Annotated in this window: 12 protein-coding genes; 8 read left to right on the top strand and 4 right to left on the bottom strand. The window is 70.0% G+C overall.

The features are described 5' to 3' along the window. Positions 1 to 125 precede the first annotated feature (125 nt). Positions 126 to 500, top strand: coding sequence for a DUF423 domain-containing protein (locus ACZ5PP_RS01180; RefSeq protein WP_004312939.1), 375 nt, complete (start codon positions 126 to 128; stop codon positions 498 to 500). An 82-nt stretch (positions 501 to 582) separates the two neighbouring features. Here ACZ5PP_RS01180 and ACZ5PP_RS01175 read toward each other — a convergent pair whose 3' ends face one another. Both ACZ5PP_RS01175 and ACZ5PP_RS01170 read right to left on the bottom strand, forming a co-directional pair. Further along, positions 583 to 1,134, bottom strand: a complete 552-nt coding sequence (locus ACZ5PP_RS01175) for a sterol desaturase family protein (protein WP_004312938.1) — start codon at positions 1,132 to 1,134, stop codon at positions 583 to 585. Beyond that, a complete protein-coding gene (locus ACZ5PP_RS01170) occupies positions 1,127 to 1,312 on the bottom strand; it encodes a hypothetical protein (protein ID WP_004312935.1) in 186 nt (61 codons plus the stop codon). The genes ACZ5PP_RS01175 and ACZ5PP_RS01170 overlap by 8 nt, the downstream gene beginning before the upstream one ends. A gap of 540 nt (positions 1,313 to 1,852) precedes the next feature. On the opposite strand from ACZ5PP_RS01170, the gene ACZ5PP_RS01165 reads away from it, so the two are divergent. The 7 genes from ACZ5PP_RS01165 (at position 1,853) to sufT (ending at position 8,500) form a co-directional block, all read left to right on the top strand. Next, entirely contained in the window at positions 1,853 to 2,368 is a 516-nt protein-coding gene (locus ACZ5PP_RS01165) for an SUF system Fe-S cluster assembly regulator (RefSeq protein ID WP_004312934.1), read from the top strand. Continuing rightward, entirely contained in the window at positions 2,368 to 3,876 is a 1,509-nt protein-coding gene (sufB, locus tag ACZ5PP_RS01160; protein WP_004312932.1) for a Fe-S cluster assembly protein SufB, read from the top strand. Before ACZ5PP_RS01165 ends, sufB begins: the two co-directional genes overlap by 1 nt. Positions 3,877 to 4,024: 148 nt before the next feature. Next, positions 4,025 to 4,810: a Fe-S cluster assembly ATPase SufC gene (gene sufC, locus ACZ5PP_RS01155; protein WP_004312930.1), complete on the top strand. Its 786-nt coding sequence runs from the start codon at positions 4,025 to 4,027 to the stop codon at positions 4,808 to 4,810. Then, entirely contained in the window at positions 4,807 to 6,171 is a 1,365-nt protein-coding gene (gene sufD / locus ACZ5PP_RS01150) for a Fe-S cluster assembly protein SufD (RefSeq protein ID WP_012585242.1), read from the top strand. The genes sufC and sufD overlap by 4 nt, the downstream gene beginning before the upstream one ends. Next, the gene (locus ACZ5PP_RS01145) at positions 6,168 to 7,451 is read left to right on the top strand and encodes a cysteine desulfurase (protein WP_004311650.1); all 1,284 of its coding nucleotides are present in this window, start codon (positions 6,168 to 6,170) and stop codon (positions 7,449 to 7,451) included. Before sufD ends, ACZ5PP_RS01145 begins: the two co-directional genes overlap by 4 nt. Beyond that, positions 7,448 to 7,912 (top strand): Fe-S cluster assembly sulfur transfer protein SufU, encoded by a 465-nt coding sequence (sufU, locus tag ACZ5PP_RS01140; RefSeq protein WP_004311652.1) that lies wholly within the window; start codon positions 7,448 to 7,450, stop codon positions 7,910 to 7,912. Before ACZ5PP_RS01145 ends, sufU begins: the two co-directional genes overlap by 4 nt. An 18-nt stretch (positions 7,913 to 7,930) precedes the next feature. Continuing rightward, a complete protein-coding gene (gene sufT, locus ACZ5PP_RS01135) occupies positions 7,931 to 8,500 on the top strand; it encodes a putative Fe-S cluster assembly protein SufT (protein WP_043742421.1) in 570 nt (189 codons plus the stop codon). A 358-nt stretch (positions 8,501 to 8,858) separates the two neighbouring features. Here sufT and ACZ5PP_RS01130 read toward each other — a convergent pair whose 3' ends face one another. Further along, positions 8,859 to 12,659: a DUF748 domain-containing protein gene (locus ACZ5PP_RS01130; RefSeq protein ID WP_464826601.1), complete on the bottom strand. Its 3,801-nt coding sequence runs from the start codon at positions 12,657 to 12,659 to the stop codon at positions 8,859 to 8,861. A gap of 169 nt (positions 12,660 to 12,828) precedes the next feature. Beyond that, positions 12,829 to 14,097, bottom strand: a complete 1,269-nt coding sequence (locus ACZ5PP_RS01125) for an MFS transporter (RefSeq protein ID WP_245537167.1) — start codon at positions 14,095 to 14,097, stop codon at positions 12,829 to 12,831. Positions 14,098 to 14,174: the final 77 nt, after the last annotated feature.

The following is a 14,174-nucleotide window of genomic DNA, read 5'->3' as shown; positions in this document are numbered from 1 at the left end:
GGCGCTCCTGCAGGGGCCGACGCCGCGATGTCTCTGCAGGAGCGCCGCAAGGCGCTAGGACCGCCATCGTTCTCTCGCATCGGCTCGATGATCGCCACCGTCACAGCTAGCTCGCACCCCTCTCCATGACCGATCCCGCCTCCCGCGCTCCCCTCCTCGCCGGCGCTCTGCTCGCTGCCCTCGGCGTCGCGCTCGGCGCCTTCGGTGCGCATGCGCTGCGCGGGGCGCTCGATGCCGCCGCCCAAGGCTGGTGGCAGACCGCGGTGCAGTACCAGATGTGGCACGCGCTCGGGCTGCTCGCGATCGGCGCGGCGCGCGTGCAGGGCGGCAGCCTCCCGGCTTCGCTGCTCGCCGGCGGCACGCTGATCTTCTGCACCACGCTCTACGCGATGGCGCTGGGTGCGCCGCGCTGGCTGGGGGCGGTCACCCCGATCGGCGGCAGCCTGATGATCGCCGGCTGGCTGGTGCTGGTCTGGCGAGTGGCGCGCCCGCGGCGCTGAGGACACGGCCGCAGCTTGGAAAGCGTCTTTCAAGGACACGGGCACTTTGGGAGCCGCCGCAGCGGCTTGCAGCGCCCGCTCTTCAGCGGTGTGGCGGCGGCAGCGTGCCGAAGACGCGGTCCCAAAGATCCGTCACCGTGCCGTAGCCGCGGCGCTCGTCGCAAAAATGGTGGAAGCCGTGCAGCCGCCGCCGCGCCTCCAGCCAGCGCCCCGCCGGGCGGGTGTCGTGCAGGCGGTGGTGCACCGCCTCCTGCAGCAGGTTGCCGAGCAGCATGCCCGCCGACAAGGGCGCCGCGTATGCGCTGCCACCGGAAATCAGCGCCGGCAAGCCGACCACTGCCAGCACCAGCAGCACGCTGAACAGCACCGGTACGCGGATCGTCACCCCGGCATGGCGGTGATGGGCCAGGTGCCAGCGCTGGAAGGGCTCGATCCCATGCAGCATCCAGCGGTGGAGGACGTATTCGATCAGCGTCCACGCGGCCAAGCCCGCCACCACCAGCACGGCGGCGAGGCCCGGGCCCGCAGCGGCGGTCGGCTGCGAACTCATCGCCAGCACGACCAGACCGGCGCACGGCACCACCAACGAGGCCGGATAGGCGAGCGCCAGGCGCAAGGTCCAGGGTTCAGCCATCGTCGGCGCGCTCCAGGATTTCCCAGGCGTACATCAGGCTCGCGTCCGAAAAGCCGAGTCCGGTCTCCTCGTCCAGCCACCAGCCGAATCCGCGTTGATCCACGCCTTCAAAGCGCCACCGGCGCAGTTCGCCGCTGCACAGGCGGATGACATAGCTGCAGCCGCCGACGGGTTCCATGGTGTCGAAGTCCTCGCAATCGTCATGCCGGCGCAAGCGCGCGCCCTGATGGAATGATAGCCGCGCTGCACCACCACGCCAGCGCGACGCACCCCTGAACCACTGCGCGGGGGATTGCAGCGCAGATCGCGACTTGCGTCGCTCCCACGAAAACCGTCGCGCCTCCAGCCCCCGGCGCGCCCCGGGGCGTCCGGCAGGAGCGACGCAAGTCGCGCTTGCAGCGGCGGAGCGAGCGCAAGGGCATGACTGCGCCGCCCGATCGCGACTTGCGTCGCTCCCACGAAAGCCGTCGCACCTCCAGCCCCCGGCGCGCCCCGGGGCGTCCGGTAGGAGCGACGCAAGTCGCGATCGGGTGGCCCCGCGGCGCTGGCGCAGACCCGGTGCGCTGCAATCGCGACTTGCGTCGCTCCTACGGCAGGCAGGGCGCGGGACGCCTGGGCGACGCAAGTCGTGGTCCCCGCAGTCGAGATGCCACGGCTTGACTATACAGTACCGTTTTGGTACTTTTAATTCCGACACCACCCACGCGAGCACATCGACATGCTGCGCATCAGCAAACTCACCGATTACGGCACCCTGATCCTGACCCACATGGCCGGGCATCCGGATCGACTGCACAGCGCCGCCGGCCTCGCCGAAGCGCTCGGCCTCGGTCTGCCCACGGTCAGCAAGGTGCTCAAGACGCTCGGCCGCCACGAGCTGGTGAGCAGCCAGCGCGGCGCGCATGGCGGTTACGCGCTCGCCCGTCCGCCCGACCGAATCACCGTGGCCGACGTGATCGACGCGCTCGAGGAGCAGGCCTTCGGGCTCACCGAGTGCAGCTCGAGCAGCGGCGTGTGCGCGATCGAGTCCGACTGCCGTATCCGCGAGAACTGGATGCGGATCAACACCGTGGTGCGCCAGGCGCTGCAGGCGGTGAATATTGCCGACATGGTCCACCCCGTCCACGGCGCCGCCTTCCCCGCCCCGCACACCACCGAACACCGCATGCATGGCCCCGCGCGCAGCGCCGCGGCCTGCCTCCCCGCAGCGCGCGCAGACGAACAGGAGATCTGATGATGAACGCCCCCACCTCTGCCCCCACTTCGACCCCTTCCTCGGCCTCCATCGCCTCCCCTGCCCGCCGCGGCGATGCGATCGGTGCCTTCCTCGAGCAGGACTACGCCGCCGGCTTCGAGACCACGCTCGACACCGACACCGTGCCCAAGGGTCTGTCGGAAGACGTCATCCGCATGATCTCCGCGCGCAAGGGCGAACCCGAATGGCTGCTCGACTGGCGCCTCGAGGCCTACCGCCACTGGCTGACGATGAGCCCGCCGACCTGGGCCGCGGTGCAGTTCCCGGCGGTCGATTTCCAGGACATCGTCTATTACTCCGCACCCAAGTCGAAGAAGGACGGCCCCAAGAGCCTGGACGAGGTCGACCCCGAGCTGCTGCGCACCTTCGAGAAGCTCGGCGTGCCGCTGCACGAGCGCGCGCGCCTGGCCGGCGTGGCGGTGGATGCGGTGTTCGACTCGGTGAGCGTGGCGACCACGTTCAAGAAGGAGCTGGGCGCCCACGGCGTGATCTTCTGTTCCTTCTCCGAGGCGGTGAAGGAACACCCCGAGCTGGTGCGCAAGTACCTCGGCACCGTGGTGCCGCCGGGCGACAATTTCTACGCCGCGCTCAACTCCGCGGTGTTCTCCGACGGCTCCTTCGTCTTCATCCCCAAGGGCGTGAGGTGTCCGATGGAGCTGTCCACCTACTTCCGCATCAACGCCCGCGACACAGGCCAGTTCGAGCGCACGCTGATCATCGCCGAGGAAGGCGCGTCCGTCAGTTACCTCGAAGGCTGCACCGCGCCGATGCGTGACGAGAACCAGCTCCACGCCGCGGTGGTCGAGCTGATCGCGCTCGACGACGCCAAGATCAAGTATTCCACCGTGCAGAACTGGTACCCGGGTGACAAGGACGGCAAGGGCGGCATCTACAACTTCGTCACCAAGCGCGGCGACTGCCGCGGCGCGCGCTCGCACATCTCCTGGACCCAGGTCGAGACCGGCTCGGCGATCACGTGGAAGTACCCGAGCGTGATCCTGCGCGGCGACGATTCGGTGGGCGATTTCCACTCGGTGGCGCTGACCAACAACCTGCAGCAGGCCGACACCGGCACCAAGATGATCCACATGGGGCGCAACACCCGCAGCACCATCCTCAGCAAGGGCATCTCGGCCGGGCGCGGCAGCAACACCTTCCGCGGCCTGGTCAAGATCACCCCCAAGGCCGAGGGCGCGCGCAACTACACCCAGTGCGACTCGCTGCTGATCGGCGACCGCTGCGCGGCGCACACCTTTCCGACCATCGAGGTCCGCCACCCCACGGCGCACGTCGAGCACGAGGCCACCACCTCGCGCATCGGCGAGGACCAGCTCTTCTACGCGATGCAGCGCGGCATCAGCGCCGAGGACGCGGTGTCGATGATCGTCAATGGCTTCTGCCGCGAGGTGTTCAAGGAGCTGCCGATGGAATTCGCGGTGGAAGCACAAAAGTTGCTGGGCGTGAGCCTCGAAGGCAGCGTCGGCTGAGCCGGCGCCCACATGGAAACAGGGCCGTGCGTTTTTTCGTGGGAGCGACGCAAGTCGCGATCCAAGGCCCGAGAAGCACGATCGCGACTTGTGTCGCTCCTACGGGGGCGCCACTTGCGACATCGAGATGGAAATCCGGAGAACAAACATGCTTAAAATCAACAACCTGCACGCCGCGATTGACGGCAAGGCGATCCTCAAGGGCCTGAACCTCGAGGTCGCGGACGGCGAGGTGCACGCGATCATGGGTCCCAACGGCTCGGGCAAGAGCACGCTCGCCCAGGTGCTGGCCGGACGCGAGACCTTCACCGTCACCGACGGCAGCGTCGACTGGAACGGCGCCGACCTGCTCGCCCTGCCCGCCGAGGAGCGCGCGCGCGCCGGGCTCTTCCTCGCCTTCCAGTACCCGGTCGAGATCCCCGGCGTGTCGAACGCCTACTTCCTCAAGGCCGCAGTCAACGCGGTGCGCCGCCACCGCGGGCTGCCGGAATACGACGCGATGGACTTCCTCGCGCGGGTGAAGGCCGAGATGAAGGCGGTTGGAATGAAGGAGGAATTCCTCTACCGCTCGGTGAACGAGGGCTTCTCCGGCGGCGAGAAGAAACGCAACGAGGTGCTGCAGATGGCGCTGCTCGAGCCCAGGCTCGCGGTGCTGGACGAGACCGACTCGGGCCTGGACATCGATGCGCTGAAGATCGTCGCCGAGGGCGTCAATCGCCTGCGCTCGCCCGCGCGCTCGATGATCGTCATCACCCACTACCAGCGCCTGCTCGACTACATCGTTCCGGACAAGGTGCACGTGCTGTCGCAGGGCCGCATCGTGCGCTCGGGCGGGCGCGAGCTCGCGCTCGAGCTGGAAGAGCACGGCTACGGCTGGATCGACGCGGCGCAGGGCGACAAGGCCGGCGGCGCGTCCGCGGGAGCGCGGCCATGAGCGCGATCGACTTCTGGCTCGGACGCCAGCGCGACACCGCTGCCGATCTGCCCGGCGCCGACCTGCCCTGGCTCGTCCGCCTGCGCGAGGACGCCATCGACCGCTTCGCCGACGAAGGCTGGCCGACGACACGGCGCGAGAACTGGCGACACACCTCGCTCGCCTTCATGGCGCAGCAGGCGCTGGCGGTGCGCGAGACGGTCGCGCCCGAGGCGGTCGTGGCGGACCTGCGCGCGCGCTACCGGGCAGCGCTGGGCACAGCACAGGACCCCGCGCGGAAGGCCGTGGAGTCCGCCGGCGACGACGGCCACTGGGTGGTCTTCGTGGATGGGCACTTCGCCCCCGCGCTGTCCGCCATCGGCGGGCTTCCCGGCGGCGTGCGCATCGGCAGCCTGGCCGATGCGCTCGGGCAGACCCCCGAGGCGGTCGAGGCCGCCTTCGGCCAGGCCGGCGACGGCGAGGCCCCCGCCGCGCTCAACGCCGCGCTGGCCGCCGACGGCGCCTGGATCCGCCTGGGGCGCGGCGTCGCCGTGGAGCCGCCGATACACCTCGTCTTCCTCACCGCGACCGTCGCCGACCAGCACCTGCGCAACCTCGTCGTCACCGAGCCCGGCGCGCAGGCAACGATCGTCGAGCACTACCCGGCCGGCGCCGCCGGCAGCACGCTGACCACCGCCGTCACCCGCGTGCTCGCCGCGCAGGACAGCCACGTCACCCACCTCAAGCTGCAGCAGGAGGCGCCCGAAGCCATCCACCTGGCGACGATCGAAGCCGAGCAGGCCCGCGGCGCGGTGTTCGCCTCGCACTCGCTGTCCTTCGGCGCCCGCCTGGCGCGCAACGACATCCGCACCCGGCTCGCCGGCGAGGGCGCCGAGGTGCTGCTGAACGGCCTCTACCACGCCGACGGCCGCCGCCATGTCGACCACCACACCCGCATCGACCACGCCCGCCCGCAGGGCACCAGCCGCGAGTTCTATCGCGGCCTGATCGACGGCAGCGCGCGCGGGGTGTTCACCGGGCGCATCCTGGTGGCCCAGGACGCCCAGCGCACCGACGCCATGCAACGCTGCGACAACCTGCTGCTGTCCCGCCTGGCCGAGGCCGACGCCCGCCCCGAGCTCGAGATCTACGCCGACGACGTCAAGTGCGCCCACGGCGCCACCGTCGGCCAGCTCGACGAGGACGCCCTCTTCTACCTGCGCAGCCGGGGCGTCGACGCGGTGCACGCACGCCAGCTGCTGACCTACGCCTTCGCCGCCGAGGTGCTCGACCGCATCGCCCACGCGCCGCTGCGCGCGTTCGGCCGCGCCGCGCTGCTCGAACGCCTGCCCGATGGCGCCCGACTGGAGGAACTGCTGTGAACGCTCCGTGTGACCCCGGCGCGCAGACGCCCATCCTGGACCTTGCCGCCGACTTCCCCATCTTGTCGCGGCCGTTGCATGGCCGCCGCCTGGCCTACCTGGACAACGGCGCCACCACGCAGAAGCCCGCCGCGGTGATCGAGGCCGAGGCGCGCTTCTACCGCGAGTCCAACGCCAACATCCACCGCGGCGTGCACTGGCTGTCGCAGCACGCCACCGAACTCTACGACGGCGCCCGCGCCACGGTGCAGCGCTTCCTCAACGCCGCGCGCGCCGACGAGATCGTGTTCACCCGCGGCACCACCGAGGCGATCAACCTGGTGGCGCAGAGCTGGGGCCGGCCACGGCTCGCGGCCGGTGACGAGATCCTGCTCAGCACCATGGAGCACCACTCAAACATCGTGCCCTGGCAGCTCGTGTGCGAGCAGACCGGCGCGGTGCTCAAGGTGATTCCGGTGCGGGACAACGGCGAGCTCGACATGGCGGCCTTCGCGGGCCTGCTCGGCGAGCGCACGCGGCTGCTGGCGATCACCCATGTGTCGAACGCGCTCGGCACGGTCAATCCGGTGGCCGAGATGACGCGGCGCGCGCACGAGATGGGCGCGGTCGTGCTCGTGGACGGCGCGCAGGCGGTGGCCCACCAGGCGGTGGACGTGCAGGCGATCGGATGCGACTTCTACGCCTTCTCGGGCCACAAGCTCTACGGCCCAACCGGCGTCGGCGCGCTCTACGGCCGCGCCGAGCTGCTGCGCCACATGCCCCCCTGGCAGGGTGGCGGCGACATGATCCGTACCGTCGCCTTCGACAACACCACCTTCGCCCCGCCGCCGCAGCGCTTCGAGGCCGGCACGCCCAACATCGCCGGGGCGATCGCGCTGGCTGCGGCGATCGACTACGTCCAAGGCGTCGGGCTCGCGCGCATCCACGTCCACGAGCAGGCCCTGCTCGACTACGGCACGCGCGCGCTCGCCGCCATCCCCGGGGTACGCCTGGTCGGCACCGCGGAGCGCAAAGCCGGCATCCTGTCCTTCCTGGTCGACGGCATCCACCCGCACGACCTCGGCACCATCCTCGACGCCGAGGGTGTGGCGATCCGCGCCGGGCACCACTGCGCGATGCCACTGATGACGCGCTTCGGCATCCCCGGCACCGCGCGCGCCTCGCTCGGCCTCTACAACGGCCTCGCCGACCTCGACGCGCTGGTCGCGGCGATCCACAAGGCGCAGGAACTGTTCGGCACGCGCGGCGGCACGGCGTCTGGCAACGGGAGAGTGGCATGAGCGGGATGCAGGATTCGCTGCGCGAGCTGTACCAGGAGGTGATCTTCGATCACAACCGCAACCCGCGGAACTACCGCCCGCTGCCCGCCGCCAATCACCACGCCGACGGCCACAACCCGCTGTGCGGCGACCAGCTAACGGTGTACCTGCAGGTCGAGGACGGCATCGTGCGCGACTCGAGCTTCGTCGGCCACGGCTGCGCGATCTCCACCGCTTCGGCGTCGCTGATGACCGAGGCGGTCAAGGGCAAGCCGGTCGCAGAGGTCGAGGCGCTGTTCCGCGACGTCCACGCGCTGCTCACCGAAGGCCGCGAGGCCGCCGACCCGGCGCGCGACTTCGGCAAGCTGGAAGTGCTCTCCGGGGTCAAGGAGTTTCCCGCGCGGGTCAAGTGCGCCACGCTCGCCTGGCACACCCTGCACAACGCGCTCGTCGGCGAGCACGAAACCGCACACACCGAATAAGACCTCGAGGAGCACATCATGGGCGACCACTACGGCGAAACCGATTCCCGCGTGCTGCAGCGCGACTGCGCGGCGGTGAGCGTGCCCTGGGGCAAGGCGGAGACGCTCCCCGAGGGGTCCTACGCGCTGGTGACCCAGCGCCTGGGCGGCTCGATCACGGTGATGTGCGGGGGCAACCTCTACCGCATCGACGAGCGCAACGCCGACGCGCTCGGCCTCGAGCCGCAGTTGTCGGCAGCCCCGCCGGCCGACGCGGACGGCGAGCAGACCGCAGAGCGCGTCGAACAGGCGGCGTGGGCGCAACTCGCCACCTGCTACGACCCCGAGATCCCGATCGACATCGTGAACCTGGGCCTGGTCTATGCATGCACGGCAGAGCCGCTGGCGGACGGCAGGTTCCGTATCGCCGCGGCGATGACCCTCACGGCGCCCGGCTGCGGCATGGGCACCCTGATCGCCGACGAGGCGCGCGACAAGCTGTTGCAGATTCCCGGCGTCGCCGATGCCGAGGTCAGCCTGGTCTGGGACCCGCCGTGGAGCCGCGAGATGATGAGCGAGGCCGCGCGGCTGGAGATGGGGATGTTCTGAGGGCAGCAAGGCGCATTCGGGCGTTCGTGCGAGTGAAGTCGGTCGTCACTGCGTCAATGCCCGCATCGCGACTTGCGTCGCTCCTACGGCATCGTGACTTGCGTCGCTCCTACGGCATCGTGACTTGCGTCGCTCCTACGGCATCGTGACTTGCGTCGCTCCTGCGGCGTCGTGACTGCGGCGTCGCGACTTGCGTCGCTCCTACGAAAACGTCGCGCGGGGAGAAAGCATCGAGCGTGGAAAAGACATCGCACGCATGGAGGAAACGGCACGCGCGTGGGAAACCTCCGCGTCGGGAAGGCGTCACGCCTGGACACCCTCCCGTAGGAGCGACGCAAGTCGCGATTTTCACGGCCGATCAGCGTAGCGAGAACTGCACCTCGCCGCCCTCGCCGAGCGCCTCCACCTTCGGCTCGAGCACGAAGACGCGCTCGCCGGGCACGCCCCCCTCGCCCGCCAGCCAATCCCGCACGACCTGCGCACGTGCGCGCGCCAGAGCCAGCAAGTCGTCGTCACCGACCTTCGCGTTGGCGCGCATCAGCGCCTCCATCTCCGGCACAGGAATGTCCTTGACCATGCCGACCAGGTTGCGCTCCTTCTTGAAGTCGGCGGCACGGTAGGCTTTCTTCAGCAGCTCGGCGTACTCCGCCTCCCCCACCTCGACCTCCTCGATCGAAGGCGCGGCCTGACCCTTGGCGATCATCGCCTTGAGCTTCTGCGCGCGCACCGCGTTGGTCAGCGCCGCCTGGCGCAGGCCGTCGAGGTCGGAGGCGGGGTCGGCACGGCCGACGATGTCCAGGCGCAAGGTGGGGCGATCGACCAGCGCCTGCGCGAGCGTCTTCAGCCTGCCCTGCTCCGCCTCACCCAGGGTGGCCGTGCCCGCGGCGAGGTCGAGCTGCGAGAGCTCCTCGCCGCCGCCGAGCGCCGAGCCGAGCAGCGCAAAGGGCGAGGTGATCGCCTTGCCGATCAGGTTGAACAGCATCTTCATCACCAGGCCGAACACGCTGAACTGCGGATCGTCGAGCGTGCCGCTCACCGGCAGGTTGAGGTCGATCTCGCCGCGGCTGTTCTTGAGCAGCGACACCGCCAGCTGCACCGGAAGGTTCACCGCATCCGGGCTGTCCACCGCGTCACCGAAGGTGAGCTGGTCGAGGAAAATGCGGTTGGTCGCGGTGAGCTGGCGGTCGATGATCTTGTAGTTGAGCTCCGCCGACAGCTTGCCCTTGGCGATGCCGTAGCCGACGTACTTGCCGGAGTAGCTCGACAGCCCGGTGAGCTCGAAATCCTTCACCGAGGCAAGGATGTCGAGGTGGGCATCCTGGCGGAAGGGGTTGAGCTCGCCGGTGATCGACAGCGGCGCGCTCTTGTCCACCTTGCCGACGATCTCCACCCTGGCGAGCTTGTCCGAGCTCGTGGAGAAGCCGGTGATGGTGCCGGCGAGCCCGGTCAGGTTGGCGTCGTAGTTGGGGCGGACGAAGCGGTCGCTGAAGGCGACGTTGCCGCGCTTGAGCTCGATGCGGTCGATGCGCACCGGCGGGGGCGGCGGGCCTGGGGGCGCGATCGGGGAAGTACGCTGGCCGTCGGCGGCCGCCCCACCCTGCATCTCGCCCTGCTCGACCTCCTTCGTGTGCGCGACGGCAGCCGCCGGCTTCGCGGCCGCTTCGGACTCACCCTTGACGCCGCCGATCTCGCGCAGGTTCAGGCGGCCCTGGCTGTCGAGGATCAGGCGGGTGTAGAAATCGTCGAGCGCGATGCGCTTGACGCCGAGCGAGAGGGGCTCAAGGCGCGCGTCGATACCGCCGATCGCGAGCGTGCGCCAGCGCAGGAAGTCGGTCGCGTTCAAGCGATCGACCGAGGCGAAGTTCGCCACCCCGACGTCGCCGCTGAAGCTCGCGAGCAGCTTGCCGCGGCGGTCGGTGTCGAGCTTGAGCCGGCCCTTGGTGGTGAGGTTGCCGCGCGAGATCGCGATCTTGGTCTGCTCGAGCACGTAGGGCTGCAGCGGCAGCAGGTCGACGTTGCGTAGATCGAGGGCGAGATCGGCCTTGAGCGGCGCGATCGTCAGCGGCCCCGAGGCCGCCACCTTGCCGCGCTTGTTCAGCATGGAGTCGAGCTTGAACTGGATGGCGTCGCCCTTCGCGGTGGAGAAGCCGTCGAGCTCGAAGTCGATGCCCTCGAGCGTGGTGAGCACCGGCCGCGCCACGCTGCGATCGTCCAGCCGCACCGAGGCGCCGCGCAGCGCGAACTTATCCACCGCGATCACCCAGTCGGGCTCGGCCTTGTCCTTGGCCGCCGGCGCGGAAGCTGCCCCCTTCGCCGGCGGCGGCACGAGCGCCCTAACGAGGTCGAACTCGCCATCCTTGGTGCGCACGGCGGAGACCGCCGCCCCCTGGAGCGCCACCCCGCCGATGCGCACGCTGCGCCCGGCGAGGTCGACCGTGGCGCTGCGCACGTCGAGCGCCGGCAGGCTCAGCGCCGGCGTCTTCGCATCCTTCAGCAGCAGCGCGAAATCGCGCAGTGCGAGCGCCTCGGCGCTGACCTGCACCGCCGGCGCGCCGTCCTTGCCGAGCGTCATGCGGTATTGCGCACCGCCGCTGAGACTGCCCTCGCCGATCGAGGCGCCGGGCATCGCCGCCGCCAGGTAGGGCGCATAGCGCGGCAGGCGGATCGACTCGAACTGCAGGCTGCCCGAGTACTCGAAGGGCGCCAGGCGCAGCACGTCCTCGTGGGTGAATTTCTCGCCGGCATCGGTGACGTAATCGAGGCGGATCTCGGCCGGCAGCTCGCCCTCGGTGGCGAGATCGCGCATGTCGAGGTTGATCGCCTCGATGCGCGCGCGGAAGGGCTCGGCCAGGCCGCGGTCCTCGAAGCGCACCACCCCGTCGCGGATGCGCGTGAGCGCGAGCAGGAAATCCGCTCCGGCCGGGGTTGCGTCGCGGGCATCGGCCACCGTCTTGCCGTCCGCCGGGGCGGCCGGCGTGGCGACGCCTGCGTCTGCCTGGGCTGCACCCGCGGCCGGTCCGGAAGCCGCCTTCTGCGCGACCTGCGCGGCGGCCTTGCCCCCTTTCGCAGCCTTGCCCTTTGCCTTCCTGGCGCCTTCGGCGGCCGGAGGCGATATCAGCCCGAGCACGTTGAGCCCGCCGTCCTTCAGCCGCACCAGGTCGAGCTCCGGACGTGCCAGGCGCAGCCGGGTGAAGTGCCAGCGCCCGATCATCGGCTGCACGTCGGCGAATTCGAGCTCCACCTCGTCCGCGGTCGCGACCGGCGCGCCCTCGCGATCCTGCAGCACCAGCTTGTGAACCTGCAGCGGACCGCGCAGGGAGAGCACCGGCGCACCCTCCACCGTCTGGCTGAACGAGAGCTCGAGATTGGTCGTCAGCAGCGCCGAAGGAAGGCGGAAGCGCGGCTCGATCGGCAGGTAGGCGATCCAGGGCGTGAGGTCGAACTCCTTCAGCGAGACGTCGAGGATGGTTTCTTGCGATTCGGCGAAGGGCTTGGTGCGCGCGTTGAGCAGCAGCGCGTCGCCGTTGAGCTTGGCCGAGAGCGAGGGTTGCACGAAGACATCCACCCGCACCGGCAGGTTGGAGACGAAGGGCACGCCGACGCCCAGTTCGGAGAGCTCGTGGGTGATGCCGCGCACGCGGTCGTCGACGCGCACAAGGCCGTCGCTGATGCGGATGTTGCCGATCGAGAACAGCGTCGGCGGCGTGTCCTCGGCGGGTTCCTCGCTACCGAGCGCGGCGATGCGCTCGAGCACGTCCGTCCAGTTGTGGCGACCCTCGGCTTCGAGCGCGACATGGACGCGCGGCTTGTCGAGGGCGAGCTCGTGCAGCACGATGCCCTTGCGCAGCAGCGACTCGAGCTCGAGGTTGGCGCGCAGCGATTCGAAGCCGAGCGCCTCGGCGCTGCCATCGGCCTCCATGATGCGCAGTCCGCCCACCTCGGCAGTAAGGCGGAAGGGGTTGATCAGCACGCGCTCGACGACGACCTCGCGCCCGAGCGTCTCGCCGAGCAGCTTCTGCGCGTAGTGCCGCGCCACCGGCGGCACGGCGAGGTAAGCGGTGGCCGAGAGCGCGAGCAGGATCGCGACCGTCCACAACGTCCGACGCAGCCCCTTGCGCCGAGGCGGCTGCACGGTCGAGTCGGTCGTGGGTTCAGACATGGGAAACTCCATCAGGATGAATTCGTCGCCGGAACTGCCCGGACATCATGCGGCGGGAGCCCGCCTGGCATGCGCCGGAGCCCGGCCGGGCGTTATTTTGCGCCGCTTTGTGGCGCTCGGGTAAGGAAGCTGTGCACACGCAACACGGTGAGACGGTCCATGCGGGCATTCAAGCCTCGCCCTTGGACGGCCTCGCCGCCGGGCGTCCGAGCAGCGGCAGATAGGCGAGCGCCTGCAGCGCGAGCAAGGCTCCGAAGCCCCAGGCCAGCGCGCGCGCAAGCTCCACACCCATGCCTCGCATGAGATCGAGGCCGATGCCGAAGCCCCACTGCACGCAGAAGGCGCCGGCGAACGCCATCAGGTTGAGCGCGGTGCTGACACGGCCGAACAGCGCGGGCGGAAAGGCGCGCGCCGCCGACAGGTAGATCTGCGAGTTGGCCGCGGTGAGCAGGCCGAATGCGGTCCACAGCGGGAGCACCGGCAGGTCGGACCACAGGATCAGCGCCTGCACCACCAGCATCATGCCGTAGCCCGCGCGCAGCAGGCCGAGCGGCTGGACTCCGGCGCGCGCCAGGCGCACGCCGAACACGCCCACCGCGAGCTGTCCGGCGAGGTTGCCGAGGTTGAGGGCCACCAGTACCGTCGCCGCACCGGCGATGTCGAAGCCGTTCACGTTCATCACCCACGGCACCACCCACAGGCTCTGCAGCGCCATGAAGCCGCCGACGAAGAACACCGAGGCCGCCGCATGGCGCAGGAAGGCGGGCGCGGCGAAGATGCCCGCCACGACGCGCAGCGCGGCCGCCAGCGAGGCCTCGCTACGCGCCGCTGGCGAATCGGGCAGCGCGCGCAGCGCCAGCACCGCGGCAAACAGGGACACCGCGGCGATGATCCAGAACGCCCCGCGCCAGCCCAGCACCGGCAGCACCGCCGCGAGCGGCACGCTGGCTGTGAGCGCGCCGAGCGAGCCCGAGGCCATGATGAAACCGATCATCGAGCTCTGGCGCTCGGGCGGATACCACAGCGTGAACCCCTTCAGCGCCGCCATCAGGCAAGCCGACACCCCCAGGCCCACCATGGCGCGTGCGCCCGCGAGCGCGCCGAGCGAGTCGGCCATGGCGAACAGCGCGCTGCCGAGCGCCGCGAGCAACAGCAGCGCGGCCTCCACCCGCCGCGGACCGAAGCGGTCGAGCGCGATCCCGACCGGAATCTGCGCCGCGCCGAAGGCGAGGAAATACGCGCTGGTCAGCAGGCCCAGGCTGGCCGCCGACAGGCCGAGCTCGTCGGTGAGCCGCGGCGAGATCACCGCGTTGACCGTGCGCAGCAGGTAGGACAGGTAATAGCCGAGCGCGAACGGCACGAACACCCGTACCCAGCCGCTCGTCGAGCCGCCCTTGCAGCCGTTCTCCGCCCCGCCCGACCGCCTCGTCCGGACCACCCGCGTCCCCTGCGAAAAAGCGCGCATTGTGCCTGCAAGCGCCGTGCCGCCCAAGCGATGCGGACTTTGATGCACGA

Source organism: Thauera sp. DNT-1, from assembly GCF_055393985.1.
Note: the sequence above shows the minus strand (reverse complement) of the source record. Positions and strands in the feature narration are given on the sequence as shown.

Excerpts from the sequence above, each read along its gene's own strand:
- ACZ5PP_RS01180 (WP_004312939.1), top strand. The coding sequence starts at position 126 with ATGACCGATCCCGCCTCCCGCGCTCCCCTCCTCGCCGGCGCTCTGCTC.
- ACZ5PP_RS01175 (WP_004312938.1), bottom strand. The coding sequence starts at position 1,134 with ATGGCTGAACCCTGGACCTTGCGCCTGGCGCTCGCCTATCCGGCCTCG.
- ACZ5PP_RS01170 (WP_004312935.1), bottom strand. The coding sequence starts at position 1,312 with ATGGAACCCGTCGGCGGCTGCAGCTATGTCATCCGCCTGTGCAGCGGC.
- ACZ5PP_RS01165 (WP_004312934.1), top strand. The coding sequence starts at position 1,853 with ATGCTGCGCATCAGCAAACTCACCGATTACGGCACCCTGATCCTGACC.
- sufB (WP_004312932.1), top strand. The coding sequence starts at position 2,368 with ATGATGAACGCCCCCACCTCTGCCCCCACTTCGACCCCTTCCTCGGCC.
- sufC (WP_004312930.1), top strand. The coding sequence starts at position 4,025 with ATGCTTAAAATCAACAACCTGCACGCCGCGATTGACGGCAAGGCGATC.
- sufD (WP_012585242.1), top strand. The coding sequence starts at position 4,807 with ATGAGCGCGATCGACTTCTGGCTCGGACGCCAGCGCGACACCGCTGCC.
- sufU (WP_004311652.1), top strand. The coding sequence starts at position 7,448 with ATGAGCGGGATGCAGGATTCGCTGCGCGAGCTGTACCAGGAGGTGATC.
- sufT (WP_043742421.1), top strand. The coding sequence starts at position 7,931 with ATGGGCGACCACTACGGCGAAACCGATTCCCGCGTGCTGCAGCGCGAC.
- ACZ5PP_RS01130 (WP_464826601.1), bottom strand. The coding sequence starts at position 12,659 with ATGTCTGAACCCACGACCGACTCGACCGTGCAGCCGCCTCGGCGCAAG.